26 protein-coding genes are annotated in these 26235 nt (G+C 51.3%); 11 read left to right on the forward strand and 15 right to left on the reverse strand.

Features of this window, described 5'->3' with window-relative positions:
- Nucleotides 1-11: 11 nt before the first annotated feature.
- Complete coding sequence (locus AC3QL0_RS02285) at nt 12-1496, forward strand: efflux transporter outer membrane subunit (RefSeq protein ID WP_493009911.1); 1485 nt, start codon at nt 12-14, stop codon at nt 1494-1496.
- Here AC3QL0_RS02285 and AC3QL0_RS02290 read toward each other — a convergent pair.
- Genes AC3QL0_RS02290 through AC3QL0_RS02300 form a run of 3 tightly spaced genes read right to left on the reverse strand, consistent with a single transcriptional unit; the run spans nt 1493 to nt 4105 of the window.
- Nucleotides 1493-2218: a spermine/spermidine synthase domain-containing protein gene (locus AC3QL0_RS02290; RefSeq protein ID WP_493009913.1), complete on the reverse strand. Its 726-nt coding sequence runs from the start codon at nt 2216-2218 to the stop codon at nt 1493-1495. The two genes, AC3QL0_RS02285 and AC3QL0_RS02290, sit on opposite strands and share 4 nt — an antisense overlap.
- The gene (locus AC3QL0_RS02295) at nt 2215-3246 is read right to left on the reverse strand and encodes a Nudix family hydrolase (protein WP_493009914.1); all 1032 of its coding nucleotides are present in this window, start codon (nt 3244-3246) and stop codon (nt 2215-2217) included. Before AC3QL0_RS02295 ends, AC3QL0_RS02290 begins: the two co-directional genes overlap by 4 nt.
- Nucleotides 3239-4105 carry an ATP-binding protein gene (locus AC3QL0_RS02300; RefSeq protein WP_493009916.1) on the reverse strand — a complete coding sequence of 289 codons (867 nt, stop codon included), beginning with the start codon at nt 4103-4105 and terminating at the stop codon, nt 3239-3241. Before AC3QL0_RS02300 ends, AC3QL0_RS02295 begins: the two co-directional genes overlap by 8 nt.
- A 264-nt stretch (nt 4106-4369) precedes the next feature.
- On the opposite strand from AC3QL0_RS02300, the gene ispB reads away from it, so the two are divergent.
- The 4 genes from ispB (at nt 4370) to AC3QL0_RS02320 (ending at nt 7792) form a co-directional block, all read left to right on the forward strand.
- On the forward strand, nt 4370-5335 hold the full coding sequence (gene ispB / locus AC3QL0_RS02305) for an octaprenyl diphosphate synthase (RefSeq protein ID WP_493009917.1): 966 nt from the start codon (nt 4370-4372) through the stop codon (nt 5333-5335).
- Nucleotides 5336-5338: 3 nt separating this feature from the next.
- The gene (gene mobB / locus AC3QL0_RS02310; RefSeq protein ID WP_493009918.1) at nt 5339-5851 is read left to right on the forward strand and encodes a molybdopterin-guanine dinucleotide biosynthesis protein B; all 513 of its coding nucleotides are present in this window, start codon (nt 5339-5341) and stop codon (nt 5849-5851) included.
- A gap of 74 nt (nt 5852-5925) precedes the next feature.
- Nucleotides 5926-7155: a sodium/glutamate symporter gene (gltS, locus tag AC3QL0_RS02315; RefSeq protein ID WP_493009919.1), complete on the forward strand. Its 1230-nt coding sequence runs from the start codon at nt 5926-5928 to the stop codon at nt 7153-7155.
- A gap of 55 nt (nt 7156-7210) precedes the next feature.
- Nucleotides 7211-7792 carry a DNA-3-methyladenine glycosylase I gene (locus AC3QL0_RS02320; protein WP_493009920.1) on the forward strand — a complete coding sequence of 194 codons (582 nt, stop codon included), beginning with the start codon at nt 7211-7213 and terminating at the stop codon, nt 7790-7792.
- A 164-nt stretch (nt 7793-7956) separates the two neighbouring features.
- Here AC3QL0_RS02320 and AC3QL0_RS02325 read toward each other — a convergent pair whose 3' ends face one another.
- Both AC3QL0_RS02325 and AC3QL0_RS02330 read right to left on the reverse strand, forming a co-directional pair.
- On the reverse strand, nt 7957-8751 hold the full coding sequence (locus AC3QL0_RS02325) for an exodeoxyribonuclease III (protein WP_493009921.1): 795 nt from the start codon (nt 8749-8751) through the stop codon (nt 7957-7959).
- A gap of 97 nt (nt 8752-8848) precedes the next feature.
- Nucleotides 8849-9655, reverse strand: coding sequence for a DODA-type extradiol aromatic ring-opening family dioxygenase (locus AC3QL0_RS02330; protein ID WP_493009922.1), 807 nt, complete (start codon nt 9653-9655; stop codon nt 8849-8851).
- A 123-nt stretch (nt 9656-9778) separates the two neighbouring features.
- On the opposite strand from AC3QL0_RS02330, the gene pyrE reads away from it, so the two are divergent.
- Entirely contained in the window at nt 9779-10459 is a 681-nt protein-coding gene (gene pyrE, locus AC3QL0_RS02335) for an orotate phosphoribosyltransferase (protein WP_135866630.1), read from the forward strand.
- 124 nt (nt 10460-10583) lie between these two features.
- On the opposite strand, the gene gatB is transcribed toward pyrE, so the two are convergent.
- The 9 genes from gatB to AC3QL0_RS02380 form a co-directional block, all read right to left on the reverse strand.
- Entirely contained in the window at nt 10584-12038 is a 1455-nt protein-coding gene (gatB, locus tag AC3QL0_RS02340) for an Asp-tRNA(Asn)/Glu-tRNA(Gln) amidotransferase subunit GatB (RefSeq protein WP_493009923.1), read from the reverse strand.
- Nucleotides 12038-13558, reverse strand: coding sequence for an Asp-tRNA(Asn)/Glu-tRNA(Gln) amidotransferase subunit GatA (gene gatA, locus AC3QL0_RS02345; RefSeq protein ID WP_493009924.1), 1521 nt, complete (start codon nt 13556-13558; stop codon nt 12038-12040). Before gatA ends, gatB begins: the two co-directional genes overlap by 1 nt.
- 6 nt (nt 13559-13564) lie before the next feature.
- A complete protein-coding gene (gene gatC, locus AC3QL0_RS02350; RefSeq protein ID WP_135863806.1) occupies nt 13565-13873 on the reverse strand; it encodes an Asp-tRNA(Asn)/Glu-tRNA(Gln) amidotransferase subunit GatC in 309 nt (102 codons plus the stop codon).
- 194 nt (nt 13874-14067) lie between these two features.
- Complete coding sequence (locus tag AC3QL0_RS02355) at nt 14068-14856, reverse strand: amino acid ABC transporter ATP-binding protein (protein WP_493009925.1); 789 nt, start codon at nt 14854-14856, stop codon at nt 14068-14070.
- Nucleotides 14857-14861: 5 nt separating this feature from the next.
- Nucleotides 14862-16148, reverse strand: a complete 1287-nt coding sequence (locus tag AC3QL0_RS02360; RefSeq protein ID WP_493009926.1) for an NAD(P)/FAD-dependent oxidoreductase — start codon at nt 16146-16148, stop codon at nt 14862-14864.
- The gene (locus AC3QL0_RS02365; RefSeq protein WP_493009927.1) at nt 16145-16870 is read right to left on the reverse strand and encodes an ABC transporter permease; all 726 of its coding nucleotides are present in this window, start codon (nt 16868-16870) and stop codon (nt 16145-16147) included. The genes AC3QL0_RS02360 and AC3QL0_RS02365 overlap by 4 nt, the downstream gene beginning before the upstream one ends.
- Nucleotides 16867-17586, reverse strand: coding sequence for an ABC transporter permease (locus tag AC3QL0_RS02370; RefSeq protein ID WP_493009928.1), 720 nt, complete (start codon nt 17584-17586; stop codon nt 16867-16869). Before AC3QL0_RS02370 ends, AC3QL0_RS02365 begins: the two co-directional genes overlap by 4 nt.
- 18 nt (nt 17587-17604) lie before the next feature.
- Nucleotides 17605-18369, reverse strand: coding sequence for a transporter substrate-binding domain-containing protein (locus AC3QL0_RS02375; RefSeq protein ID WP_493009929.1), 765 nt, complete (start codon nt 18367-18369; stop codon nt 17605-17607).
- A gap of 46 nt (nt 18370-18415) precedes the next feature.
- Nucleotides 18416-19315: a MurR/RpiR family transcriptional regulator gene (locus tag AC3QL0_RS02380; protein ID WP_493009930.1), complete on the reverse strand. Its 900-nt coding sequence runs from the start codon at nt 19313-19315 to the stop codon at nt 18416-18418.
- Nucleotides 19316-19600: 285 nt separating this feature from the next.
- On the opposite strand from AC3QL0_RS02380, the gene AC3QL0_RS02385 reads away from it, so the two are divergent.
- Genes AC3QL0_RS02385 through rodA form a run of 5 tightly spaced genes read left to right on the forward strand, consistent with a single transcriptional unit; the run spans nt 19601 to nt 25146 of the window.
- Nucleotides 19601-20644: a rod shape-determining protein gene (locus AC3QL0_RS02385; RefSeq protein ID WP_135863817.1), complete on the forward strand. Its 1044-nt coding sequence runs from the start codon at nt 19601-19603 to the stop codon at nt 20642-20644.
- Between the two features lie 54 nt (nt 20645-20698).
- Nucleotides 20699-21574: a rod shape-determining protein MreC gene (gene mreC / locus AC3QL0_RS02390; protein ID WP_430221480.1), complete on the forward strand. Its 876-nt coding sequence runs from the start codon at nt 20699-20701 to the stop codon at nt 21572-21574.
- Nucleotides 21567-22133 carry a rod shape-determining protein MreD gene (mreD, locus tag AC3QL0_RS02395; protein WP_493009931.1) on the forward strand — a complete coding sequence of 189 codons (567 nt, stop codon included), beginning with the start codon at nt 21567-21569 and terminating at the stop codon, nt 22131-22133. Before mreC ends, mreD begins: the two co-directional genes overlap by 8 nt.
- A gap of 14 nt (nt 22134-22147) precedes the next feature.
- Nucleotides 22148-24004: a penicillin-binding protein 2 gene (mrdA, locus tag AC3QL0_RS02400; RefSeq protein ID WP_493009932.1), complete on the forward strand. Its 1857-nt coding sequence runs from the start codon at nt 22148-22150 to the stop codon at nt 24002-24004.
- Nucleotides 24001-25146, forward strand: coding sequence for a rod shape-determining protein RodA (gene rodA / locus AC3QL0_RS02405; RefSeq protein ID WP_493009933.1), 1146 nt, complete (start codon nt 24001-24003; stop codon nt 25144-25146). The genes mrdA and rodA overlap by 4 nt, the downstream gene beginning before the upstream one ends.
- An 8-nt stretch (nt 25147-25154) precedes the next feature.
- Here the strand turns inward: rodA and mutY are convergent, their stop codons facing one another.
- Entirely contained in the window at nt 25155-26234 is a 1080-nt protein-coding gene (gene mutY, locus AC3QL0_RS02410) for an A/G-specific adenine glycosylase (RefSeq protein ID WP_493009934.1), read from the reverse strand.
- Between the last annotated feature and the right edge of the window lies 1 nt (nt 26235).

Here is a 26235-nt window from a genome sequence, read left to right on the forward strand (position 1 = left end):
CTCGTTTCCTCATGAGTTCTGTTGCGTCCTTGCTATGGAGCAAGCGTACGGTAGGTGTGGCATGTAGCGTGTTGATTGCAGGGTGTGCCATTGGGCCTGACTACCAGCGTCCAGAGTTGGATGTGGGTGTGAATTTCAAGAATGAGGCTATTCAAACTGCGAAGGCGACCGATAACCCTGGTTGGTTATTGGCGCAACCAGCAGATGAACAAATTGGTGTGGTGAAGTGGTGGACTGCATTTAATGATCCATTGCTATCGGAGTTGGTGGGAAAGATGCTGGCGCATAATGCAACCTTGGAGCAATCAGAGGCACGTTATAGGCAGGCATTGGCAGCACTAGGTAGTGCACGAGCCGAGTTTTACCCCACATTAAACAGTTCTGGCAGCTACACACGTAGTGGTTCAGGTTCAAGTACCCCCAGTGCGAGCGACAGTTACTCCATGAGCCTCACCGCAGGGTGGGAACCGGATATCTGGGGTAAGGTACGTCGCTCTAATGAAGCGGCTGAGGCATCACTGCAAGCCAGTCAAGCTGATATTGCTGCGACGCAATTAAGCTTGGCCTCTACGTTAGTGCAAAGTTATTTCCAGGCCAAAAATGTGTGGGTGTCTCAGCAACTGCTGGACCAAACTATTGCCGCGTATGAGCGGGTTTTGCAAATCACCCAAAACCGCTACGAAACTGGTATGTCATCGCGCAGTGATGTGGCTTCGGCACAAGCGCAATTAGAAAATGCACGCACTCAGCGTTTATCGTTGAATAGGCAGCAAGGGCAATTGCATAACGCCATGGCTGTATTGTTGGGGGTAACGCCTGCTGCTATGCAAACCTTAACGTTGGAAGGCTGGCCAACGCTGCCTAGCATGCCGGCTGCGGTGCCGGTACAGCTTCTAGAGCGTAGGCCAGATGTGGCGTCAGCTGAACGACAAATGATGGCGGCAAATGCCAGAATTGGGGTAGCACAAGCTGCTTGGTTGCCCGATTTAACCTTAAGTGCTCAAGGGGGTTACCGAGCCAGTGAATGGTCTGATTGGTTCACTGCACCGGCGAGATTCTGGAGCCTAGGCCCTGCATTGGCCCTACAGATTTTTGATGGTGGTGCTCGTTCAGCACGAGTGGACGATGCGCGTGCCGCTTACGATGCGCAAGCAGCGTCATACCGACAAACGATTCTGGATGCCATCAAAGAAGTGGAAGATGGTTTGGTGCAATGGCAAGGCTTGTCGGCAGAAATGCAGACACAGCAACGTGCTTTGGATGCGGCCCGAGAATCTCTGACGTTAATGCGCAATCAGTATGCCGCAGGCATGGTGGATTTCTTGAGTTTGGCGCAAGTGGAAACCAGTACGTTAAGCACTGAACGCAGCACAATTTCTCTGCAAGCCGATCATTATATCGCTGCGGTGCAGTTGATTGCAGCGTTGGGTGGAGGCTGGGATGCGACTAGTCTGAGCCAGCCTCCGGTATTACAGCAGTCACCGGTGCAAGACTAATCGCCTTGCATCCAGTCTACTAAGTCATCTACCCAGTCGCCTGCAGGCAGGCCCAAACGGGCTTCCAGTATGGCGGATTTTTGGTAGAGCTGTTCAAACTCTATTTCCGGTGCGTTTTTGAATGCAATGGCAATCACGTTGCCATCATGCGACTCGGGTAGCCACGCTACGGCGGCAAAGGTGTCTTGCAGTTGCTGTATGTGGCGGCCATGAACAGATGGGTTACCCAAAATATTCACAGTGAGTATGCCGTCATCACGCAGGCTGCGTGCACAGTTGGCGTAGAAGTCTTCGCCTTCGCAGGCAGGCTCTTGCGCGTCAGCACTGTACAGGTCTACTTGTAGTACATCAATGCTTTGGTCGGGGGCTTCTTCTACGTAGCGGTAAGCGCAGCTCTGCAGCACAGTCAAGTTAGGGCCGTCTTCAGGCAGGTCGAATAGCAGTCTGCAGGTTTGTATTACCTCCGCATTGAGTTCTACTGCCGTCACGTGGGCGGATGAATAATGCTGATGACAAAAACGGGTCAAACTGGCTGCGCCTAACCCCAACTGCACAATATGTGTGGGGTTATCTTGAAATAACGACCACATCATCATTTGCTGTATATAGGTAAGCTCTAGCTGATCGGGGTTTTTCAAGCGCATAACGCCCTGCACCCAGGGGCTACCTAGGTGCAGGTAACGTAGACCATCACGTTCTGAAATGGTTACCTGATCGGTCATGCGTTGTGCCCGATGTGGCGTATGCCGGCAATGCCGTGTGCGCCATGCTCAGTGGCCTCTGCCAACGAGGAGTTGGATTGGCCACCTATAGCAAATACTGGTCTACCTGCTTGCCATGCCAACTCTTGGAAGGCAGCCCAGCCCAAACCTTCTTCGCCAGGGTGAGAGGGGGTAGGTAACACATGGCCAACGACGATAAAGCTGGCGTTTAGCTGTATGGCGGCTTCTAGGTCAGCACTGTTATGCGCCGAAACGCTTACCAGTGCTTTTTCAGGTAACCCCAGTACAGGGTCAGCATGAGCGGTATCGGCTTTAAGCCCCGCTTGTGCTTGCGCGGCCCAGTGCTGAGCATCATTGGCGCGCAGTTGTACACCGTCGCCTTCAGACCACCAGTCTTTAGGGTGTACGCTATTGATCAAACAGCGGGCGCCGTATTTCCAGCACAGTTCTCGGGTAGCTAACCACGCTTGATGCAACATGTCGCGTTGCTCTGCATCGTCAGCAGCGAGTTGTTCCCAAGCTGGTTCGCGGAATTGCACCAGTTGAATGCCATCTTCCAGAGACATTTCCAAGCGTTCTAGCCAAGCATCGGTGTGTGCAGCATCATCTATGTGGCTGAGCAAATAGCGGTTAGGCAGGCTCAACCAGCGCATAGGCGGCTCAGCAGCAGGCAGCACAGGTTCTACGGACAATGGCCAGCACGGTGTGAGCCACGTGAGTTCTTGGCCTTCCACGCCTTTTTCTTCGCCATCCCACGCATCTACTTTGTAAAAAGAGAGGCGGACGATGTTTTTGGGATATTCATGTACGTACTCTATCCAAGGTGTGGAATGCGTTACATCAATATCCAGCTCTTCTTTGAGCTCGCGACGTAGTGCTTGTGGCACGGTTTCGCCGGCTTCTACTTTGCCACCGGGTAGTTCCCAATAACCGGGCCACGGTTTGTCTTCGGGGCGTTTGCCAAACAGTACTTTACCGTCCTCACGCAAAATAAGGCCTACTGCTGCGTGAATACGAGGCTTAGACATAGCGCGCTGCCCAGTCACGTGCGAATTGACGTGCAACACGACCGGAGCGTGAGCCACGGTGCAATGCCCATTGCAAGGCTTCAGTACGGGACTCTTCAATTTGCTCTGGTGTGCAGCCAGCTTGTTGTAGCCAGTGGTTCACGATATCCAGATATTTGTCTTGGCTAAAGGGGTAGAACGACAGCCACAGACCAAAACGCTCAGAGAGAGAAATTTTCTCTTCTACCGCTTCACCGGGGTGGATCTCACCATCAGAGTGTGGTTTAGCTTGCAGATTCTCGCTCATGTACTCAGGAATCAGGTGACGGCGATTCGAGGTAGCGTAAATCAGTACGTTATCACCGGGGGAGGCCACAGAGCCATCCAACACGGATTTCAATACTTTATAGCCAGGTTCGCCATCTTCAAACGACAAGTCATCGCAGAAAATGATGAAGCGTTCAGGACGTCCACTGATCAGGTCAATGATGTCGCCCAAATCGGCCATGTCGTCACGGTCTACTTCAATCAGGCGCAGGCCTTTGTCAGCCAAGCTGCACAGCATGGCTTTTACAAGTGAGCTTTTACCGGTACCACGTGCGCCAGTCATTAGTACGTTGTTAGCGGGTTTGCCTGCTAGGAAATGCAGGGTATTGCGCTCAAGTGCTTCTTTTTGGCGTTCAATGTGGTGCAGGTTATCGGGTTGGATTGCCGCAATATTATGTACAGAATCTAACCATCCTCTAGAGCCTTGTTTGCGCCAGCGAAATGCGTAGGCATTCCAGTCTGTTTCGGGGGGAGCCGGAGGCAGCCAGGCTTCAAGTTGAGCCAGGACGCGTTCGGCACGTTGGATCAGGTTGCTCAGGTCGGGCGTACTCAAAAGAAGTCTCCAAAAGTACGTAGTAAAAGATCTATTATCGCTAAAAAAATGATTATGACTAAAAGGTGCTGTTCTTTCCCTACACACCCTGCGCTCAGGTAGCGATGGCGTGCTGTCGCGAGAGCTCAGAGTTAGTAAAAAACGGTTAGAAGTCAGAAAGATAGTAAGTAGACGCTGCGAAATATAGACAAACCCGTATAATTAGGTGTTTTGCGCAAGCTGTTGCGCGATGTGTATCAACTTTTTACCATTCGGAAATTTGTCTTGAGTCTCCCAGATCTGATGAGCCCTATAGCCGATGATATGCGCGAACTGGACGCAGTCATTCGCGGGCGTCTTAATTCGGAAGTTGTCCTTATTCGTACTATAGGGGAATACATCGTCGGTGCTGGTGGCAAGCGTATGCGTCCGGCAATGTTGTTGCTGGTGGCTAAAGCGTTGGGCTACGAAGGCAGGTTTCACCATGTGTTAGCTGCAGTGGTTGAGTTCATCCACACGGCTACGCTGTTGCACGATGATGTGGTTGATGAGTCCGATATGCGTCGTGGCCGTAGTACTGCCAACGCCGTATTCGGCAATGCTGCCAGTGTATTGGTAGGCGATTATTTATATTCGCGTTCGTTTGAAATGATGGTGGAATGCGGCTCTATGCGCGCCATGTCGGTGCTGTCTGGTGCCACCACGATTATTGCCGAAGGCGAAGTGCTGCAATTATTGAACGTGCACGACCCTGATGTGTCTAGGGAACGTTACCTGCAAGTTGTGCGCTACAAAACAGCTAAGCTATTTGAAGCCGCTGCTCAAGTAGGTGCTATTTTGGCCGGTGCGAGCGATGAGCTAGAAGAAGCCGCTGCTGCCTATGGTCGTCACATTGGCACTGCATTCCAGTTGATTGATGACGTACTGGATTACAGCGGTGATGTGGCTGCGTTGGGTAAAAACGTAGGCGATGATTTGCGCGAAGGTAAGCCTACGCTGCCATTGATTCGTGTCATGGAAGTGGGCACGGAAGAAGAGCAGCAACTGATCAAACAAGCTATTGAAAATGGCGATGGTGACTTTGAAGCAGTAGCTCGTGCTATTCACAACACTGATGCATTGGCCTACACACGTGATGCCGCTGATGCAGAAGTGAAGTTGGCGTTGAATGCGATCCAAGCGTTCCCAGCCTCTGACTTTAAACAAACCTTAATTGATTTTTGCGCGTTCGCGGTCAAACGCGACCGTTAATCTATGGCAGATCTGAGCCGGGTATTTGGCATTATTGGTCGCTCGGGTAGCGGTAAAACTACTCTGGTCGAAGCCATGCTACCTTGGTTTGTAGAGCGCAACATAGAGGTGGCTGTGATCAAACACAGCCACCATCAATTAAGTTTTGAACCCCCACATAAAGATAGCGCCAGATTTCGCACGGCTGGCGCCAGAGAGGTGATCGTGGCATCGCCTTATCAGTACGCGCTGTTTCACTCGTTACATGGGCAAGACGAGCCAACGTTACAGCAACTCGTAGAACGTTTGGGGCCAGTAGATCTGGTGTTGGTAGAGGGCTACAGGCAAGCCGATATCCCCCGTTTAGAAGTACACCGTCCGTCTAGGGGCATTCCCCCTGTCTATGCTGAGAATCAAGGTGTGGTGGCTGTGGCAACAGATGTAGCAGAGTTGACGCAGTGTCCATTACCCTTGTTAGACTTAAATCAGCCTGAGAAAATTGCTGCATTCATTGCTCGCACGTCAGGCGTGTTGTAACGCAGATTGCGTGGCATTACAGCCCATCATCGCCCTGAAAAAACGAGCACGATTTTTCGAGTAGGGAAACACCCATGGATCTAACCACTATTCAGTTGAATATCCCTCAGACCGTTGGCTTAGCCGCTGTGTTCTTAGTGTTGGGAGAGCTAATCAAAGGCCGTGTGCCTGTATTAAGCAAATACTTTATCCCCAGCCCCATTATTGGTGGCTTGCTGTTTTCGGTACTGATATTGATCGGCCACCAAACTGGGGCATTTGAGATTACGCTGTCCAAGGATATACGCGAATTCTTTATGGTGGTGTTCTTCACCACAATCGGGTTTTCAGCCAGTTTAGAACTACTGAAAAAAGGTGGTTTGGCGGTACTGATTTTCTTGGCGGTAGTTGTGGTGTTGGTAGTGCTGCAAAACATCGTTGGTGTAGGTCTGGCAGGCGCGATGGGTGCTAACCCCTTGCTGGGTTTGGCCGCAGGTTCTATTTCCATGACAGGTGGGCACGGTACATCCGGTGCGTTTGGTCCTATCTTGGAAGGTTTGGGAGTAACGGGCGCGTTGCCAGCAGCGATGGCTGCTTCTACATGGGGGCTGGTGTTTGGGTGTTTGATCGGAGGGCCATTGGGTCGCCGATTAATGCAGCGCTACAAAATCAAAGGGCGTGCACACACAGAGGTGTCCGAGTTCGAAACGGATGACTCTCAGGATGTGGCAGCAGTTTCTGCGGATAAAAAACAAAGCAAACAGCACTTGTTGGGCACCATTATGTACACCGTGGTGTTGTTGGCGATTGCCATGGGTATTGGTGTCACGATCACTGATTACTTGGCTACCAAAGAGATCGTGCTGCCAGGTTATTTGGGTGCGATGTTGATTGCCGCAATCATGCGTAACGTCATTGACCTGCGCAAGCTGCGTTGCCCCGAGCACGAAGTGGGCGTCATTGGTGAGGTCGCATTGGCATTCTTCCTGACCATGGCATTGATGGACATGAAGTTGTGGGAACTGGTAGACGTAGCCGGCCCATTGTTGGTGATTCTGGTAGCACAAACTATTTTGATGGGGGTCTTTGCGTACTACGTTACTTTCCGCATCATGGGTCGTGACTATGACGCAGTGACCATTTCTGTAGGTCATTGTGGTTTTGGTATGGGTGCTACGCCTAATGCGGTGGCTAACATGCAAGCTTTCACCAGCAAAAACGGCCCATCCCCTAAAGCCTTCTTTGTGATTCCTTTGGTGGGTTCATTGTTTGTAGACTTTGTGAACGCTCTAGTGATTACGGGCTTCATTAAACTGTTTTCTTAAGCATAGACACGTTGTAGGCCGTTAAACAGCTAGCAGCATAATGTGGACTGACACAATGAGTACGACACAGACAATACGAGTACACACACGCTGCGGCTGGGCCGAAGGCGATGCATTGATGGAGCAGTATCACGATGAGGAGTGGGGTGTTCTCATGCGTGATTCCCGCGAGTTGTGGGAATGCTTAATGCTCGAAGGCTTTCAAGCCGGCTTAGCGTGGATTACTGTGCTGCGTAAGCGCGAAGCCTTTAGGCTGGCTTTTGATAATTTCGACCCTGCTAAAGTGGCGCGTTATACCGAGGCGGACATAGAGCGCTTAATGGCTAATCCCGGCATTATTCGCTCCAGAGCCAAAATCGTTGCCACTATTAAAGGTGCGCAAATCTACGAAGACATGAAAAGTAAGGGCGAAAGTTTCAGCGACTTTTGCTGGTCATTTACCGATGGCAAAACGCTGTTGAACGATGGTGTGACTAGGCTAGCAAGCAGCCCCTTATCTGAACAAATCTCTAAAGCGTTAAAAGCCAAAGGCTTTAAGTTCGTCGGGCCTACCATTACCTATGCTTGGATGCAGGCCATAGGGATGGTGAATGATCATGACGTGAATTGCTTTAGACGCAGCCTCTGCATGTTGTAGCCCTTCATAGCTTCTGTGCCCGGCTTAAGAAAGGGTTTGTAGCCCTGACTATATTCAATACTGCTGTGGGGACGGAGAGGAAATTTTTGTGATTTGGTGTACAAATCACAAAAAGCTTTCCTGCAGTTCCCACAGCGTGTGCGATGAATACGGTCGTCTACGTTTTATAGCGCCCACTCGTACTGAATAGTCAGCGGAGCATGATCACTAAAGCGTTCAGCTTTATAGACCTCAGCATGGCGTGCTGTGGCGGCAATACCGGGAGTAGCGATTTGGTAATCGATCCTCCACCCCACGTTGTTGGCCCACGCTTGGCCACGGTTGCTCCACCATGTGTAGCACTCGGCAGTGGTGTCAGGGTGCAGGCTACGGTATACGTCTACCCACCCCATTTCGCTGAGTACCTTGGTCATCCATGCGCGTTCTTCGGGCAAGAAACCGGAGTTCTTTTGATTGCCTTTCCAGTTTTTCAGGTCAATCTCTTGGTGGGCAATGTTCCAGTCGCCACAGATAATGAATTCACGACCAGTTTCGGTGCGTTCTTTCATCAAGGCATTCATCCATGCCTCAAACCTCTCTAGGAAGCGGTATTTGGCGTCTTGGCGAATATCACCACTGGTACCTGAGGGTAGGTAGGCGCTAACCAAACTCATGTTGCTGAAGTCAGCGCGAATCACACGGCCTTCTGGGTCAAACTCATCACAGCCCATACCCTCGCATACTTTGTCTGCAGGGCTATTGAGGTAAAAACCCACGCCGCTGTAGCCTTTGCGCTCAGCCAGATTGAAGTGGCCTGTGTAGCCCTCAGGGTGACGCATGGCGGCGGTTAGGTCTTGGTCTTGGATGCGAACCTCTTGCATGGCTACCATGTCGGGGGCATAGCTCTTTAACCAGGCAGGTAGCTCTTTTTTAAAGGCAGCACGGATGCCGTTCAGGTTCAAACTCGTAACTTTTAACAACGCTCAATTCTCCCTTGCGATCTGCATGTAGCCGCTATTTTATCCGCCCCATACTCTGCTGACCAGAAAGCCCTCAGAGCATAGGGAAATGCTTAGCTTATGGCGTATCAAAGCGGTAGCTGGATACCGTAATGCCCCCAAAGGCATCTTGCTGGTAGTGAAATCTGTGCACAGCGTCATGCTCGGCAGCACCAACGGCAACAAATAACGGTACCAAGTGATCTTCGCGCGCATGAGCAATACGTGCAGCGGGTGCATTTTCCCAATTCAGCATGGCGGGAATGCGTTGTTTAGGCGTGTCATGCAGCAGCGTTTTTTCTAGCCACGCGTCAAACTGTGCAGAGGGTTCACGGCCGCTAGGGCCTAGATGACGCAGGTTGTGATAGCTCAAACCACTACAGATGATCAACACATTCTCATCGCGCAGGCGTTCAATTGCTTTGCCTAACTGTATGTGCAGGGCAGGATCATAGTGCTGGTGAATAGATAATTGCACCATGGGTACCGACGCATCAGGATAAATACAGTAGGCGGGTACGAAGGCACCGTGATCAAAGCCGCGCTCAGCGTCTATGTGTGCTTCTAGCTGATGCTCGGCAAGCAGCTCCTTAACGCGTTCAGCAAGCTCCGGTTTACCGGGGGCGGCATAGCGCACATCGTAGGTGTGTGCTGGGAAACCGTAATAGTCGTACAGCATGCTGGGGTTGGGGTGGCCTTGTACAGTAAAGCCATGGACGCTTTCCCAGTGTGCGGACACCATCAAAATAGCACTGGGTTTTTGATTACCGAGTTGGCGGGGGATATCTGCTAGCGCAGTACGCAGGGGAGCATACGAGGCTTCAACCTCAGGTATCCAAGGCCAAGGGCCACCACCGTGGGAAATGTAATAAACGGGCAGACGCATGAAATACTCACCAGAAACAGGAAAACAATGTGTGGGATTCAAGCTGTATGGACAACGCCAGACAGGAAGTTCAGCACATAGTATGAAATAATAGGTCTTTTTACGCGCTAAAAGGTTCGTTTTATGGTTGACGCAGTGTCACAACGTCGAGAATTTGTTCAGTTTGCTCTGGAACAGGGCGTTTTGCGCTTTGGCGAATTCAAAGTGAAGTCTGGCCGTTTGAGCCCCTACTTTTTTAATGCAGGGCTGTTCAATACCGGCGCTTCTGTAGCGAAATTGGCGCAGTTCTATGCACAGGCTTTGGTGGATTCCGGTTTGTCTTTCGACATGCTGTTTGGGCCGGCTTACAAAGGTATTCCGCTGGCAACAGCGACTACCTGCGCGTTGGCAGCACATCCTGCTTTGCAAGGCCGTGATATCCCTTTTGCTTTTAACCGCAAAGAAGCCAAAGATCACGGCGAAGGCGGTACCTTGGTAGGTGCGCCGTTGCAAGGCAAAGTGGTAATTATTGATGATGTGATCACAGCCGGTACATCGGTACGTGAATCTGTAGACATCATCCGCGCGGCGGGTGCAGAACCAGCAGCCGTGTTGATCGCTTTGGATCGCATGGAACGTGCCGGTGCGGATGACGCTTTGTCTGCACACTCTGCTGTGCAAGAAGTAGAGCAACGCTATGGTATTCCAGTAGTAAGCATTGCGTCGTTAAGCGACATTATGTCTTTCTTAGATGGCAATGCGGAATTGGCTGCACATCGTGAATCAGTAGCAGCTTATCGTGCCCGTTACGGTGTGAACGCTTAAGGTCGCTACTGAAAGTGTGCGTATTCCTGCAGTTCCCCGGCGAGAGCGATGAATACGATTGTCAGATCCCAATAAAAATGGCCGGATTATCCGGCCATTTTTTAGTTCAGAAAGAACAGAATTCTTAGCCTAATTTGGCTTTAAGAATGCTGGACACCTGACCTGGGTTGGCTTTGCCTTTAGCAACTTTCATGACCTGGCCAATCAGCGAGTTGAAAGCTTTGTCTTTACCTGCACGGAATTGCTCCACGATATCCGGATTAGCAGCAATCACTTCGTCAATCATGGCTTCAATCGCGCCAGAGTCATTGATCTGTTTCAAGCCTTTGGCATCAATGATGGCATCAGCGTCAGCACCGTGATCACCTTCCCACATTGCTTGGAATACATCGCGCGCAATTTTGTTGGAAATGGTGCTGTCAGCAATGCGCAGCAACAGTTTAGACAATTGCTCAGGCGTTACTTTCGCGTTGCTGATATCCAGTTCTTCACGGTTCAGCGCCGCCGCCAATTCACCACTGATCCAGTTTGCTGCCAACTTAGCATTTGCAGTACCAACCAGTGCAGCAACCGCTTCAAAGTAATCGGCGGTACTACGGCTGGCTGTCAATTGTGCGGCATCGTAGGCGCTCAATTGCAGTTCAGCTTCATAGCGAGCACGTTTAGTGGCTGGCAGTTCTGGCATCTGTTGACGCACGGCTTCGATTTTCTCAGCCGAGATGAACAGTGGTGGTAGATCTGGGTCAGGGAAGTAACGGTAGTCGTTAGCGTTCTCTTTGGAGCGCATGCTACGTGTTTCGTCACGGTCTGCATCGTACAGACGTGTTTCCTGAATCACTTTGCCGCCGTCTTCAATCAGTTCGATTTGTCGACGTACTTCATAGTGAATTGCACGTTCCATGAAGCGGAAGGAGTTGATGTTTTTCAACTCACAACGTGTACCGAATTCTTCTTGGCCTTTAGGACGTACAGACACGTTCACGTCTACACGGAAAGAGCCTTCCTGCATGTTGCCATCACAAATGCCCAACCACACGACCAAGCTGTGCATGGCGCGGGCGTAGGCTACAGCTTCAGCGGCAGAGCGCATTTCTGGCTCGGACACGATTTCCAGCAGTGGTGTGCCAGCACGGTTCAAATCGATGCCGGTGGAGGACTCACCGTATGGGCCTGTGAAGTTTTCGTGCAGTGATTTACCAGCGTCTTCTTCTAGGTGAGCACGGGTCAGGTTAATAGTGTGCTCTTTTTCGCCTACAAAGAAGCTCAGCGTACCGCCTTGCACTACCGGCAGACCAAATTGGCTGATCTGGTAGTTTTTAGGCAAGTCAGGGTAGAAGTAGTTTTTACGGTCAAAAACAGACTTAGGTGCAATGTGTGCGCCTACTGCCAAGCCGAAGCAAATTGCTTTGTCGGCGGCTGCCGCGTTAAACACCGGCAGCGTACCAGGCAAAGCCATATCTACAGCGCTAGCTTGCGTGTTAGGGGCCGCACCAAAGCGTGTGCTGCTGGACGAAAAGATTTTTGACTCAGTCGAAAGCTGGGTATGGATTTCCAGCCCTATAACAATTTCCCATTCCATTATTCTGCTTCCGGTTGTCGTTGGTGCCAGTCAGTATCTTGCTGATACAGCGAAGCGAGAGCCAGAATTTGGCCTTCGTTGAAGTAGTTACCTACAATTTGTAGGCCTACTGGCAGTGGGCGGGCATCGTTGCTGAAGCCGCAAGGGATAGACATGGCAGGCAAACCGGCCAAGCTAATACCCAGCGTGTAAATGTCAGCCAACCAGTTGGCGGTAGGATCAGCACTGGTGCTGTCCAACGATGTTGCCAAGGTAGGGGAAACAGGGCCCATGATTACATCGCAGCTGGCGAAGGCTTTTTGCAAGTCGTCAGCAATCATGCGACGTACACGTTGCGCTTGCAGGTAGTATGCGTCGTAGTAACCTTCGGACAGCACGTAAGTGCCTACCAAGATACGACGTATAACTTCGCCACCGAATGCTTCAGCACGTGAGCGGCTGATCATTTCTTCCAAGTTGCTGTACGACGCGCTGCGGTGGCCAAAACGTACGCCATCAAAGCGAGACAGGTTGCTGGAGGCTTCTGCGGGGCTGATGATGTAGTACGCAGGGATAGCTTCGCGTGTCAGTGGCAGCGAGATATCTACACGGGTAGCGCCCAGTTTTTCAAAATGCTGAATAGCAGCGTCAATGTGGCGCGCGATTTCAGGATTCAGGTCGCTAGTAAAGTATTCACGTGGCAAACCAATACGCAGACCAGCCAATGGTTTGGTGCCTTGTTCAGCAAAGCGTTCATTCCATTGTTTGTAGTCATCGCGCACACGCTCGCCAGTATTGGCTTTGCCGTGGCAGTCTTGCAGGCTGGTAGGATCTCGTTCGTCGAAACCGCTCATGGTGCACAGCAGTTCAACCAAGTCGCTAGCGTGGCGAGCGATAGGGCCTGCTTGGTCCAAGCTGGAGCCGTACGCAATCATACCGAAGCGGGATACGGTGCCGTATGTGGGCTTGATACCGCTTACACCGCACCATGCGGAAGGTTGGCGAATAGAACCACCGGTGTCAGAACCCGTAGCGGCCAATGCCAAACCAGCGGCTACAACGGCAGCGGATGCGCCAGAAGAACCACCAGGGGAGTGCAGCTTATTCCATGGGTTTTGGATAGCGCCGAATGCGGAGTTGCGGCTATCAGAGCCCATGGCAAACTCGTCACAGTTCAGCTTACCCAAGTTCACAGCACCAGCATGCTGGATTTTTTCTACGATAGTGGCATCAAACGGGCTGACGTAGTTCGCCAGCATTTTGCTACCTGCCGTAGTGCGCCAGTGACGTGTCACGAACACGTCTTTGTGCGCAATAGGAATACCAGTCAGAGCAGTCGCATTACCACGTGCTAACAAGACATCAGCGGCATCAGCCTGCTGCAATGTCAGGTCGGCGTCTACATGCAGGAATGCATTGAGTTCAGGTTGTTGTGCAATACGTTGCAACGTATCTTGGGCCAACTCGCGTGCGCTAAATGTTTTGTCACGCAACGCCGTGCCCAGACGTTGTAGGGAAGTATATTGGGTGAGTAGGGACATGATGGATTACTCGATGACAGTGGGCACAAGGAACAGGCCGTTATCTTGCGCGGGCGCATTAACCATGAGGTCAGCGCGTTCTGTTTCTGTGGCAGTGGGCGCGGCCTGATCGGGGCGCAGACGCAGGGCGATTTCTTGGATGGCTTCAAGCGGGTGGGCCATAGGCTCTACACCTGTGGTATCAACAGCTTTCAAGCTGCCGATAAGTCCAATAATCTGTTCGAAGTCCTGAGTAGCCTGGTTTGTCTGCTCCGGCGAGAGTTCAATGTGCGCCAGTTGTGCGATGCGAGCGACATCCTGCTGAGAGATTGCCATAGTGATTCCGGAGTATGGATGATATCTGCCTAGCGGCTGCGACGTTCACGCAACCAGCCAAGCAGTCAAATGACGGGAATTCCGTATTTTAGCGCGGCTAATGCTAATACGCACGGCCGCACTGCTAGCCCCATTATAAGGGGCTGAGTTTGCGCTATCCAGCAGACGGTGTGTTGCGAGATGAAAAAGGTGTTTTACAGTATTTGCTGCAGGAAGTTGCGGGCACGTTCTGTTTTAGGGGCTGCAAAGAATTCTGCCGGGCTGCAGTTTTCCAAAATACTACCTTGATCCATAAATAGCACACGCTCAGCCATCTGTTTAGCAAAGCCCATTTCGTGCGTGACGCACAGCATGGTGATGCCGCTGCTGGCAAGTTTGACCATCACGTCCAGCACTTCTTTGACCATTTCAGGGTCTAAGGCGGCAGTGGGCTCATCAAACAAAATGATTTTTGGATCCATGCACAGGGTACGGGCGATGGCAACGCGTTGTTGCTGACCACCAGACAATTGTGTGGGGTATTTTTCAGCGTGGCTGGACATGCCTACTTTTTCCAGCAGCTTACGTGCTTCGGCTTCGGCTTGAGCGCGACTTAAGCCTTTAACGCTCATGGGTGCCAAGGTGCAGTTTTCCAGTACCGACATATGCGGAAATAGGTTGAAGTGCTGAAATACCATCCCTACGTTACGCAGTGTTTGTACGCTTTGTGTGTTTTGCTGCATCACGTTTACGCCATCAATTAGAATGCTGCCTTTTTCTGCAGCTTCTAATTGGTTAATACAACGTATCAGCGTGGATTTTCCTGAACCAGATGGGCCACACAACACAATACGCTCACCTTGGCGTACTTCCAGATTGATATCTCGTAGAGCATGGTATTCGCCATACCATTTGTTCAGCCCTTGTATCTGTATTACCGTCGGATTATTGCTAATAGAGGTTGGAGCGTTATCCGTAGGCTGGGCGTCAAGAAGTTGCGACATGAGTATCAGTTCCGGGGAGAGATAAAACGTTGGGCGGAATAAGGGGCAGGGTCGGTGAATGGAATTTCGCCAGTCATCATTTCAGCCAACAGGCGGCCAGAGGCTGGGCCTAGTGTGAGGCCGTGATGGGCGTGACCGAAGTTAAACCACAAGCCAGTGTGATGTGGTGCAGGGCCGATAATGGGGCGCATATCGGGCGTGCAAGGGCGTCGACCCATCCACGGTTCGGCTTCTACAGCCGCCCCTAATGGCCAGTATTGGCGAGCGATGCGTTCGGCTTCGCGCAACTGTGCAGGGTTCGGTGCGGCATCAGGGCTAGCCAGTTCTACACCAGTAGTCAGACGCACCCCTTGCTCCATAGACGCCAGTACAAAACCCGCTTGGGAGTCACACAACGGATGTTCCGGTGCAGGGGTATCGTCACTAGGCGTGAAGTGCAGGTGATAGCCACGCTTTTGTACCAAAGGAATACGATAGCCTAGCGATTGGCACAGTGGTGTGGCGTCGGGACCCAGCGCAATCACAACTTGTTTGGCGTTAATAGCGCCTTGGCTAGTGGTTGCTGTCCAGACAGAGTCCTGTTGCGCTAAGGCATGCACGTGGTCTTGTATAAAACTGCCGCCGCGCTGTGTGAACAGCTCGGCATAGCCTTGTACCAATGCGCCGGGTGCGGAAACCGTCCACGGGTCTAGCCAATGTATGCCGCCTACCAAGTTATGTGTGGTGGCCAGAGCGGGCTCACTGCTGCGTAGCGCTGTAGCGTTCAATATTTGGACTTGCAGATCATATTGCTGGCTCAGGCGTTTGGCTTGTACCGCTGCACTCGCAAAAGCTTGTTGGTCACGGTAAATATCAATCCAGCCTTTCTCGCTAATGCGATGCTGCTGATTAGCGTCACGTATAAAAGGCGCGTGCTCGGTAATGCAGCGCTCAATTAAGGGCAGCATGTCGTTTGCCGCAAAGGCTAGACGTTTGGGAGACGACTCTTTCCAGTAGCGGTACAACCATGGGGCCAGCGCGGGCAATGCTTTCCATTGAAAGCGTACATCAGGTTGATGATTACCTGCGTAGCGCAGTAAGGCTGCCGGGCTATGTGGAAATGCGTAAGGGATGACGCTTGCACGTTCAATTAACCCTGCATTACCAAAACTGGTGCCTTGGCCCGGGGCTTGTTTATCGATCAAACCTACACGCAATCCACGTTGCTGTAGATGCAGTGCGGTGCTTACGCCCAGAATGCCGGCGCCCAGCACCAGCACATCTAGCGCTGAGGTAGAGAGAGTGTTACTCATGATTCGTGCAGAATGTGGCGTGACAAATGAGACTCTATGCGACGAAGGAGCCTACGGATGATTTCCACAATAATTAAGTACAGTACGGCAGCCCAGAGGTACACCTCGAAGTTAAAGCTGCGCGAGAACGCGAGTTTGGCTACGCCCATCACATCATAAACAGTCACCAAGGATGCAATCGCACTGGCTTTGATCATGAGGATTAACTCGTTACCCAGAGGGCCAATGGCCACTAGGGTAGACTGCGGCAAAATGACTTTGCGCATGGCAGTCCAGCGTTTCAGGCCCAAAGCACGGCAGGCTTCGTATTGGCCTTTAGGTATGGCTTGCAAACTACCACGGAAAATTTCAGCTTGATAGGCGGCAGTGTTTAGCGTGAACGCCAAGAGGGCGCAATACCAAGCATCGCGGAAGAACCACCACAAGCCCACGTCTTTCCAGAAAGTCGTCAGCGAGCCCAAACCGTAGTACAGCAAAAATAGCTGTGCCAACAGGGGAGAACCCCTGAAGAAATAAATGTAGCCGCGACAACTGTATTGCAACAGTGGGTTTTTGTTCAAGCGTCCTAGCGCTAGAAGCAGGCCCAAAACCATGCCCAGCGTATACGAGAAGGCCACTAGTTTGATGGTTACCCACAGGCCATCCAGCATGCGCATACCATAACGTTCTAGCAGGCTCGCGTCTAAAAAGGAGGACAGTATGTTGAAGACGGTTTCGTTCATGACCGTGCCTCTTGGTGGTGTCGGCCGAAATAGCGTTCGGCACGGTTAAACACTACGCCAGATAATGCAGACAAGAGTAGGTAGAGTACGCAGGCGGTGCTGTAGAACAAAATAGGCTCTTTGGTGGCAGTGACAGCCAAGTTGGTTTGACGCATAAGATCAACCAAGGCAATGCTGGATACCAATGAGGAATCTTTAAGCAGGGTGAGCCAGTTATTGGATAAACCGGGCAGCGCAACGCGCATCAACTGGGGCAGCGTAATGCGCAAGAAGGTAGTGCGTTTGGATAAACCTAATGCACGGGCGGCTTCTAGCTGGCCTTTGGGGATGGTTTTAAACGCACCACGCCAGACCTCACTGGAAAAGGCAGCCAACACTAAACTGAACGCAAACACCGCAGCAGCAAAGGCATTGATGTGAAATTCAGTTTCGTATCCCAAGCGTTTTAGAATGCTTTGAATCCCCATTTGCGCACCGTAGTACACCAGCAATAGGGTCAGCAGCTCAGGCAATCCGCGGAATACAGTAGAGAAAACAGTAGCCGCCGCACGCGGGAGGCGTCGGCGGGAGCGGGTGCCAACCGCAACCAGCAGCCCTAAGGGCAGGCCAAAAGGGATACAGCATAGAGTCAGGGAAATGGTTACCAGTGCACCCATTAAGAGTGCACCGCCCCAGCCCCCCTGCCCAAAGGAAAGCAGGCTTAGCAGATCAAGCATGTGAAAAGTCCGTCTTGCTTATTGAACGCGGAAAATGTCCATGCCGAAGTAACGCTGGGAAATATCCTGATACGTACCGTCTGCGCGGATTTCTTCAATAGCTTTGTTAAAGCGCTCGCGCAGTTCGTCTTCGCCTTTACGCAGTGCTACGCTGGTTTTGCCTTCTGTGCCGGGCAAGTCGCCCAACAGTTTGCAGCAACCTTCGCTGTTTTTCTCTAGCCACTCTAGCAGTGGGAATTTGTCGTGTACGATCGCATCCAAACGGCCGCTGATTAGGTCAGCACCTGCTTCATCTGGAGTAGGGTACAAGCGCACGTCAGAACCAGCTTTGCCGTATACATCTTCAGCGTACATACCTTGAGTAGAGGCAGATTGAGCGCCGACGATGCTGTCTTTCATGGCTTCAGCAGAGGTGTCTTTAATGTCAGAGTCCACAGGTACTGCTACCGACAATACGGTGTAGTAGTAAGGCTCGCTAAAGGCTACGTGCTGTGAGCGCTCTTCAGTTTCCACCATGGAAGACACTACGGCATCAAACTTCTTGGCTAATAGCGCAGGGATAATACCATCCCAATCTTGAGCTATCAGTTCACACTTCACCTGCATTTTGTCGCACATCGCATTGGCGATATCTACGTCAAAACCGTACAGCTTGCCGGAAGCATCAACGGCGTTAAACGGAGGGTAAGCGCCTTCAATACCAATACGAATAGTTTCTTGAGCTTGAGCAGAAAACGCTGTGAGTGCGCCAGCAAGGCAAAGAGCTTTAAGCGAGAGTTTCATGATGAAGGACTCCAGTGTGTAAGTGGGTGCGTCTGGCGCACGGGAGTTAGTTAGGCGAGGAGTTCAGGTCGAATGATGTGTAACCAACGAACTCATGATTCAGGCTGGCAATCTGATTCAGACGTTTCTCCGCCTGGCTCTCCAGCAGTACAAAAACCTCATTGACCAGCAAATGGGCCAGCACCAACATGGGTGCCGTGCACTCCCAGAAGAGGTCTATCTCGGTAGGAACACGTAGAACTTCGTCAGCATTTGCATCGGCCCAATCGCAAAAGGGGTCGGTGACTAGCGTGACGGGAAGGCCTCTTTCACGTGCTTTTTGGCACAGCAATAAAGCATGGGAAGAGTAACGACGTGCGTCAAAAACAATAAGTGTTGCATTGTCTGGATGTGTGAGCAAGGCTTCACTAAAGTGACCAGCAGCATTATCCACGATTTGTACGCCAGGGCGTATATATTGCAACAAATGGGCCATGCTAGCGGCCACACCACGCTCAGTTTGAAAACCAGCAATCAATACTTCTGGCTTATACGCCAGTCGCTGAGTGATGGTGCTCCAAGAGGGCGAACGAGTAAGTTCATACACGCGAACTTGCGCAGCAATGCTGAGTTCCAGACTGCGTGCGTAATCGTGCGGAGCGGTATCAGTACGGCGAGCAAGAAAATCTTGCATACGTTCGCCTTCTAACCAAGGGCTATTGCCCAAGTCGTCACGCAGATTTTGTTTCAAGTCTTTAAGATGTTTGAAACCTAACTGTCTACAGAAACGTCCTACTGTGATTTCGCTTAAGCCTAGTTTTTTGGCGAGGCTGGCAGAAGTTTCAAACGGTAAGGTACCTAGATTGTTCAGCATGTGGCCTGCAATACGACGCTCGGAGGCTGTTCCCTCTAGATGGGACTCTTCTAAGCGTTGTAGTAAATGAGAGCGAGGACGTGCTGAATTCATGTGTAATCTGATAGTTTTCTAACATTTTTCGTATTATGACAGGATTCTATCCTGGAGGATTTGGGGGAATCCCTAATCTGTGTACGAAAAAAAAACATTTAGTAATGAATATAGCCGTATCAGCCCCTAATTCTGTCAAATGGGCGGGCGATAATACGTTATCATTAATCCTTTAGGGTATTTTGTGTGTTCGTCACGGTGCCTTGGGCTGAAAGCGCTGGCATGCTGCGACGAATGGCGCGGTACATACCTACTAGTTTCCCACTTACAACTTATAGCGCGCCCATGTTCGGATTCCTACGCAGTTATTTTTCAAGCGATATGGCAATCGATCTCGGTACGGCCAACACCCTTATTTACGTAAGGGGCAAAGGGATCGTGCTGGACGAGCCTTCCGTCGTCGCAATTCGCCATGACGGCGGACCTAACGGTAAAAAAATTATTCAAGCTGTTGGTCACGAGGCTAAACAGATGTTGGGTCGAGTACCTGGCAACATTGAAGCCATACGTCCCATGAAAGACGGCGTTATTGCCGATTTCACGGTTACCGAACAGATGCTTAAGCAGTTCATCCGTATGGTGCACCCACGCAGCATGTTCGCGCCTAGTCCACGTATTATCGTGTGTGTGCCTTGCGGCTCTACACAGGTTGAACGTCGCGCGATCCGCGAATCAGCATTAGGTGCTGGTGCTAGCCAGGTGTACTTAATCGAAGAACCTATGGCTGCAGCTATCGGGGCCGGTTTGGCCGTATCCGATGCAAGCGGTTCCATGGTGGTGGACATCGGTGGTGGTACTACCGAGGTAGCGGTGATCTCCTTAGGTGGCATGGTGTACAAAGGTTCTGTACGCGTAGGTGGCGATAAGTTTGATGAAGCGATCATCAACTACATTCGTCGCAACTACGGCATGCTAATCGGCGAGCCTACTGCTGAACGTATCAAGAAAGAAATTGGTTCTGCTTTCCCTGGTACCGAGGTTCGTGAAATCGAGGTTAAAGGGCGCAACCTATCCGAAGGCGTGCCACGCAGTTTCACTGTGTCTTCCAACGAGATTCTGGAAGCGCTAACCGACCCTTTGAATCAAATTGTTTCGGCAGTCAAAATTGGTTTGGAACAAACTCCACCAGAATTGGGTGCTGACATTACCGAGAAAGGCATTGCCCTAACTGGTGGTGGCGCTTTGGTGCACGATTTGGATCGTTTGCTGCAAGAAGAAACAGGCTTGCCTGTAGTCGTAGCAGACGACCCACTGACATGTGTGGTACGTGGATGTGGGGAAGCACTGGAACACCTAGAAAAACTGGGTGCGGTGTTTATTTACGATTAATGATCGTCTCACCCGGCGGGTGATCTACTTGCCGGGTTTCTGTTCGGTTCATGCATGCAAGAACAAAGCTCGATTCGGCTTTTTAGGCGTGGGCCCTCTGCAGAGGTACGAGTAGCAATTTTTGTGATTCTGGCATTGGCGCTGATGATAGTAGATGCGCGCAGTTCATTGCTGGAACCCGCTCGTCGGGCGTTGTCCGTGATTGTGTACCCCTTCCAGCGGGCTGCGATGGCCCCCGGTGACTTGGCTTCCTATCTGAGTAGTTGGCGAGACTCAGCAGCCTTGGTGCGCACAGAAAAAGAAGCTCTGCAACGTCAGCGTGTAGAGTTGGCGCAGTTGTCCACGCATGCGGCGCAACTCTCAGTAGAGAACGAACAATTACGTCGTTTGCTGCAAGTCGCAAACGCCGTGACACAGCCGTCGGTGGCAGTAGAGGTGCTGTATGAACCTCCTAATGCCTTCAACAGGCGTCTGGTCTTCAATAAAGGTTCTTCCCACGGTATTCAAGCTGGTATGCCCGTCATTGATGACGGTGGTGTAGTAGGCCAGATTGTGCGCGTCACACCGTATACCGCAGAAGCCGCACTGATTACCGACGACAAACTTTCTATACCGGTACAAATTTTACGTAGTGGGCTACGTCTGATAGCTTTTGGTGGTGGCGTAGGGTCACGCATCGAAGTACGTTACCTAAGCTCTGACGTAGACATAGAAGTAGGCGATGTGCTGGTGACCAGTGGTATTGGTGGGTTATTCCCTGCAGGCTTGCCCGTGGCGCGCGTAGATAGCGTAGACCGTGATGTAGCAACTGGGTTTGCTGTAGCCGTAGGTACACCGTTGTCTTATCCTGAGCGTTACCGACACTTTTTGGTGCTGTTGGTAGAAGAATCCGAAAGAAAATCTCTAGAGCAGGAGGACGTGGATGAATAAGCCAGCAGGGCGTGATTCACGCCAAGGCTCGTCTCTTAGCTCATTGCGACCCATAGATTCCTCACCCTTCAAAAACGAATCCAGTGGTTGGCTAGTTTGGGGTTCGGTATTTTTGGTTTGGGTACTATCCATGCTGCCGTGGCGGCACTGGGAGTACGCACCCGATTTCCTGATGCTGGTTATAGCGTTTTGGACACTGCACGAGCCTCGCAAGGTCAATATGTTGATGGCCTTTGTCTTGGGCTTGTTGATGGATGCGCATGATTCCAGCTTTTTAGGCGAACACGCAATGGCCTATGTGCTGGCATGTTATGGCGTGATTGCATTGTCCAGACGCTTGCTGCTGTTTGGCGCGTTTGCACAGATGGTGTATTTGTTGCCGGTGTTTTTTATAGCAAGCGCCATACCGCAATTCTTGCACGCATGGTTTGCCGGTGAATGGGCGGGGTGGTCTTGGGGGCTAGCCGCACTTTTAACTGGTGTGCTGTGGCCTTTGGCTGATTTCCTATTGTTATTGCCACATCGCAGATTGGATGAGGCGGATGATGGTTCGGCATAACGGTAGAGCCTGCCATGTTCGAGTTTAAAAAAACCTCTCGACTACATAAACAACGTACCTTAATACGTGCTTGGGTTGCCGGCATTTTAGGGGTGGGATTGTTGGCATTGTTGGGCGCGCGTCTGTGGTATTTGCAAGTAGACCGTTATGAAGGTTTGGCCGCTAGAGCTGACCGTAACCGTATTGCGGTGGTGCCCATTGCACCTAGACGTGGTGAGATTACCGATAGAAACGGAGTAGTACTGGCGCGTAACTATCGCGACTACACCCTGAGCGTGGTCCCTGCCCAAATTGAGGGTACGGTAGACGAACTATTAGATAGCTTGGGTGAGATTGTTTACCTTAGCGAGCGCGATCGCCGCCGTTTCAAGCAAGCCTTAGTACAAAACAACCGCTATAGCGATATCTTGCTACGCAACAGCATCAACGAGGTCGAAGCCTCGTGGTTTGCATCACATGCATTTAAATTTCCCGGTGTGAGTTTGCAGGCTCGTTGGGTGCGTGAGTATCCACAGGGCGAATCGGCTGCCCACGTTATTGGTTATGTAGGTCGTATTTCTGAAGCCGATGAACAGCGCTTAGATGAGTCAGGCGAGTTGGGTAACTACCGTGGCACGTTGAACATAGGCAAGAAAGGCATTGAAAAGTCGTGGGAAAGAGAGCTGCACGGTAGAACCGGCTTAGAAGAGGTGGAAGTTACCGCCTCTGGTAGACCTGTGCGTGTGTTGAATCGCGTGGACCCTGTACCCGGTCAAAACTTACAGTTGTCTATAGATATTGGGTTGCAGCGCGAGGCTGAAAAGCTCTTTGAGGGGCGGCGTGGCGCATTGGTAGCTATAGAACCCAAAACGGGTGAAGTGCTGGCTTTTGTGTCGGCACCGTCGTTTGACCCCAATTTGTTTGTAGACGGTATTGATGTAGAAAGCTGGCGCAAGCTGAACGAGTCGCCTGATCACCCATTAATAAACCGTCCATTGTTTGGTACATACCCCATCGGGTCTACCTATAAGCCCTTTGTGGCGTTGGCGGCGTTAGCGTTGAATAAGCGTGGTGCCAACGAGCGTATCTCTGACCCAGGTTATTACGAATTTGGTGGCCAGCGTTTCCGTAATGCAGGTAATGCGGCTTATGGTCCTACCAATATGCACCGAGCACTGGTGGTGTCATCTGATACCTATTTCTACTCGCTAGGCCCAGAAATTGGCGTTGATGCTCTGCACGATTTCAGTAAACAGTTTGGGTTTGGGCAAATTACAGGCATTGACTTGGATGGGGAGCGTCGCGGTATTTTGCCGTCGCGCGAATGGAAGCGCCAAGCCTATAAAAAACCTGCTGATCAGCGCTGGTACGCCGGTGAAACCATTTCTGTAGCGGTGGGCCAAGGGTATAACTCGTTTACCTTACTGCAGTTGGCACAAGCTACCTCTACCTTGGCGAATGATGGGCTGTACATCAAGCCGCACTTGGTACGCCAAACCGTAAATACCGAAACTGGCGAAAGTGCTTTGGCGGTTAGCGAGCCGTCGTATCAAATTCCTATAGACCCTGCGCACATCAAAGTAGTGAAAGATGCATTGGCTGATGTGATTAAGTCGGGTACGGCCAGACGTGCTTTTGCGGGTGCCAAGTACCAGGCAGCGGGTAAAACGGGTACCGCACAGGTGTTTAGCTTGCGTGGTAGCAAATATAGAGCCTCGGCTATTGATGAGCGGTTACGAGATCATGCCTTGTTCATGAGCTATGCGCCGGCCAATGATCCTGAAATCGCTATTGCCTTGATTGTAGAAAACGCAGGTTGGGGGGCTACCCAGGCAGCTCCTATTGCCAGACGTCTGTACGACTACTGGTTAGAGGAGCGTAAGAAGTCATGAAGCGTTTGATGCAATGGGGGTTGAGAGCAATCACCATCTTCGATTGGCCACTGTTGTGCCTGCTGTTGCTGTTGGGAACACTGGGTTTAGTGGTTATGCATTCTGCCGTAGGCAGTACCGATTGGCGTTTTGCTGACCAATCCAGGCACTTTGTGGTGGCCTTCTTTGTGATGTGGATAGTGGCGTTGATCCCCTTGCCATGGATTATCCGTATTACGCCGTATGTGTATGCATTTTCTATTGTGCTATTGCTAGGCGTAGAGTTTCACGGCGAAGCCAGTAAGGGTGCTAAACGTTGGTTAGATTTAGGTATAGCGCGTATCCAGCCCTCTGAAATGTTGAAAATCACCGTTCCGCTAATGTTGGCATGGTATTTCCATCATTACCAAGGGGCCAAGATGAAGCTGATGGATCTACTGATCGCCGGCGTTCTATTGGCCATTCCATTCTTACTGATTGTTCGTCAGCCCGACTTAGGTACTGCGTTGCTGGTGTTTGCGGTAGGTTTCAGCGTGATTTATTTCGCTGGCTTGTCTTTTTGGTTGCTGGTTCCAGTAGCTGTTGTGATTACAGTGGGCCTAGGTTTGATTCTGTATTACGAAGACACCTTATGTACGCCTGGTTTTGACTGGGTGGTGCTGCATGAATACCAGAAAGGGCGGGTGTGTACGTTACTGAATCCGGGGATGGATCCCTTAGGGAAAGGTTTCCACACTATACAGTCCATGATCGCAGTGGGCTCGGGGGGCGTCTATGGTAAAGGCTACATGATGGGTACGCAGACCCACTTAGACTTTATCCCTGAGCGTACTACCGACTTTGTGTTTGCTGTGTTTGCCGAAGAGTTTGGCTTATATGGCGGCATTATGCTGCTGGTGTTGTATGCCTTGGTGATTATTCGTGGGCTAAGCATTGCTGCACATGCGAGTAATACCTTTGGGCGTTTGGTAGCCGGTTCGCTTGCAATGATGATGTTCGTTTATGTATTTGTGAACATCGGTATGGTCACAGGTATTCTGCCCGTCGTCGGGGTGCCGCTGCCTTTTATGAGCTATGGTGGTACTGCGCTGCTGACCTTGGGTGTAGCGTGTGGCTTATTGATGAACATCTACAGATATAAGCCACCTAGCTTGAACCCCTAACCCCAGATTTAGAACAGCGTTGCTGCCTCGGTTTTTGGGTTGGGGTACAACCCATCCAACAGTTTACGTATGGGGGCAGGAAGTGCCGCGTCGGGCAGGGCTTCTAGCGGTACCCAGTGTTGGTTAGCGCGGCGTTCCATAGTGTCTGTGCTTTGCACAAACCATGGGTTGATATGTAGCTTGAAGTGGCTAAACACATGCAACATCGCAGCCATTCTAGAGTCCTTGGGTAAAGTGATACCCAAAGATTGGCTGAAGTCTTTTAGGCCGTCTAAGGTTTCAAATTGTGGAAGCGTCCATAAACCACCCCAAATACCATGATCGGGCCGCTGCTCTAGCAAAACATGCCCATCTGACTCCACAATTACTACATGGCATTCGCGTTCAGGTTGAATTGCTCGTGGCTTACGCGTGGGCAACTCTGCTGTCTGTTGGTTGGCATGCGCATAACAGTCCGACACCAGCGGGCATTGCTGACAGTTAGGCTTGCTGCGTGTACAGAGCATAGAGCCTAAGTCCATCAGTCCTTGGGTATAGGTAGCCATGTCCAAATCAGTAGGGCTACGTTCTACCGTTTCTTCGGCCAAGGCCCACAACTTCAGCTCGATTTGACGTTGTTGTGGATGGCCATGAATACCAAAGTAGCGGGTAAAGACGCGTTTTACGTTGCCATCCATGATAGGGCTACGTTCGCCAAAACAGAAGGATGCAATGGCTGCAGCCGTAGAGCGGCCTATACCCGGTAAAGTGGCGAGTTGCTCACTACAGGGGGGGAATTCGCCACCATAGTCACTCATGACTTGCTGTGCGCAGCGGTGCAAATTGCGTGCGCGGGCGTAATAGCCCAAGCCCGCCCAGTAAGGCATCACCTCATCTTGAGTGGCGCTAGCGAGGTCGGCTACGGTAGGAAAGCGCTCTAAGAAACGCTGGTAATAATCAATCACCGTAGTGACTTGGGTTTGCTGCAGCATGATCTCTGACAGCCACACCCTATAAGGCGTACGTTGTTGCTGCCAAGGTAGGTGATGACGGCCATGCTGCGTTTGCCACGCGACAACTCGCGCGGCTAGATTTTCTGTACTGCTCATA

Source organism: Paenalcaligenes sp. GW821-LYS-B07-1 (assembly GCF_058803365.1).

Coding starts and splice junctions, on each gene's coding strand:
- AC3QL0_RS02380 (WP_493009930.1), bottom strand. CDS start 19,315: ATGAATTCAGCACGTCCTCGCTCTCATTTACTACAACGCTTAGAAGAG.
- rodA (WP_493009933.1), top strand. CDS start 24,001: ATGAAGCGTTTGATGCAATGGGGGTTGAGAGCAATCACCATCTTCGAT.
- mreD (WP_493009931.1), top strand. CDS start 21,567: ATGAATAAGCCAGCAGGGCGTGATTCACGCCAAGGCTCGTCTCTTAGC.
- AC3QL0_RS02365 (WP_493009927.1), bottom strand. CDS start 16,870: ATGAACGAAACCGTCTTCAACATACTGTCCTCCTTTTTAGACGCGAGC.
- AC3QL0_RS02370 (WP_493009928.1), bottom strand. CDS start 17,586: ATGCTTGATCTGCTAAGCCTGCTTTCCTTTGGGCAGGGGGGCTGGGGC.
- AC3QL0_RS02375 (WP_493009929.1), bottom strand. CDS start 18,369: ATGAAACTCTCGCTTAAAGCTCTTTGCCTTGCTGGCGCACTCACAGCG.
- gatC (WP_135863806.1), bottom strand. CDS start 13,873: ATGGCAATCTCTCAGCAGGATGTCGCTCGCATCGCACAACTGGCGCAC.
- AC3QL0_RS02285 (WP_493009911.1), top strand. CDS start 12: ATGAGTTCTGTTGCGTCCTTGCTATGGAGCAAGCGTACGGTAGGTGTG.
- gltS (WP_493009919.1), top strand. CDS start 5,926: ATGGATCTAACCACTATTCAGTTGAATATCCCTCAGACCGTTGGCTTA.
- AC3QL0_RS02355 (WP_493009925.1), bottom strand. CDS start 14,856: ATGTCGCAACTTCTTGACGCCCAGCCTACGGATAACGCTCCAACCTCT.
- pyrE (WP_135866630.1), top strand. CDS start 9,779: ATGGTTGACGCAGTGTCACAACGTCGAGAATTTGTTCAGTTTGCTCTG.
- AC3QL0_RS02295 (WP_493009914.1), bottom strand. CDS start 3,246: ATGTCTAAGCCTCGTATTCACGCAGCAGTAGGCCTTATTTTGCGTGAG.
- gatB (WP_493009923.1), bottom strand. CDS start 12,038: ATGGAATGGGAAATTGTTATAGGGCTGGAAATCCATACCCAGCTTTCG.
- AC3QL0_RS02385 (WP_135863817.1), top strand. CDS start 19,601: ATGTTCGGATTCCTACGCAGTTATTTTTCAAGCGATATGGCAATCGAT.
- AC3QL0_RS02360 (WP_493009926.1), bottom strand. CDS start 16,148: ATGAGTAACACTCTCTCTACCTCAGCGCTAGATGTGCTGGTGCTGGGC.
- AC3QL0_RS02330 (WP_493009922.1), bottom strand. CDS start 9,655: ATGCGTCTGCCCGTTTATTACATTTCCCACGGTGGTGGCCCTTGGCCT.
- mobB (WP_493009918.1), top strand. CDS start 5,339: ATGGCAGATCTGAGCCGGGTATTTGGCATTATTGGTCGCTCGGGTAGC.
- mutY (WP_493009934.1), bottom strand. CDS start 26,234: ATGAGCAGTACAGAAAATCTAGCCGCGCGAGTTGTCGCGTGGCAAACG.
- AC3QL0_RS02320 (WP_493009920.1), top strand. CDS start 7,211: ATGAGTACGACACAGACAATACGAGTACACACACGCTGCGGCTGGGCC.
- mreC (WP_430221480.1), top strand. CDS start 20,699: ATGCAAGAACAAAGCTCGATTCGGCTTTTTAGGCGTGGGCCCTCTGCA.
- mrdA (WP_493009932.1), top strand. CDS start 22,148: ATGTTCGAGTTTAAAAAAACCTCTCGACTACATAAACAACGTACCTTA.
- AC3QL0_RS02290 (WP_493009913.1), bottom strand. CDS start 2,218: ATGACCGATCAGGTAACCATTTCAGAACGTGATGGTCTACGTTACCTG.
- gatA (WP_493009924.1), bottom strand. CDS start 13,558: ATGTCCCTACTCACCCAATATACTTCCCTACAACGTCTGGGCACGGCG.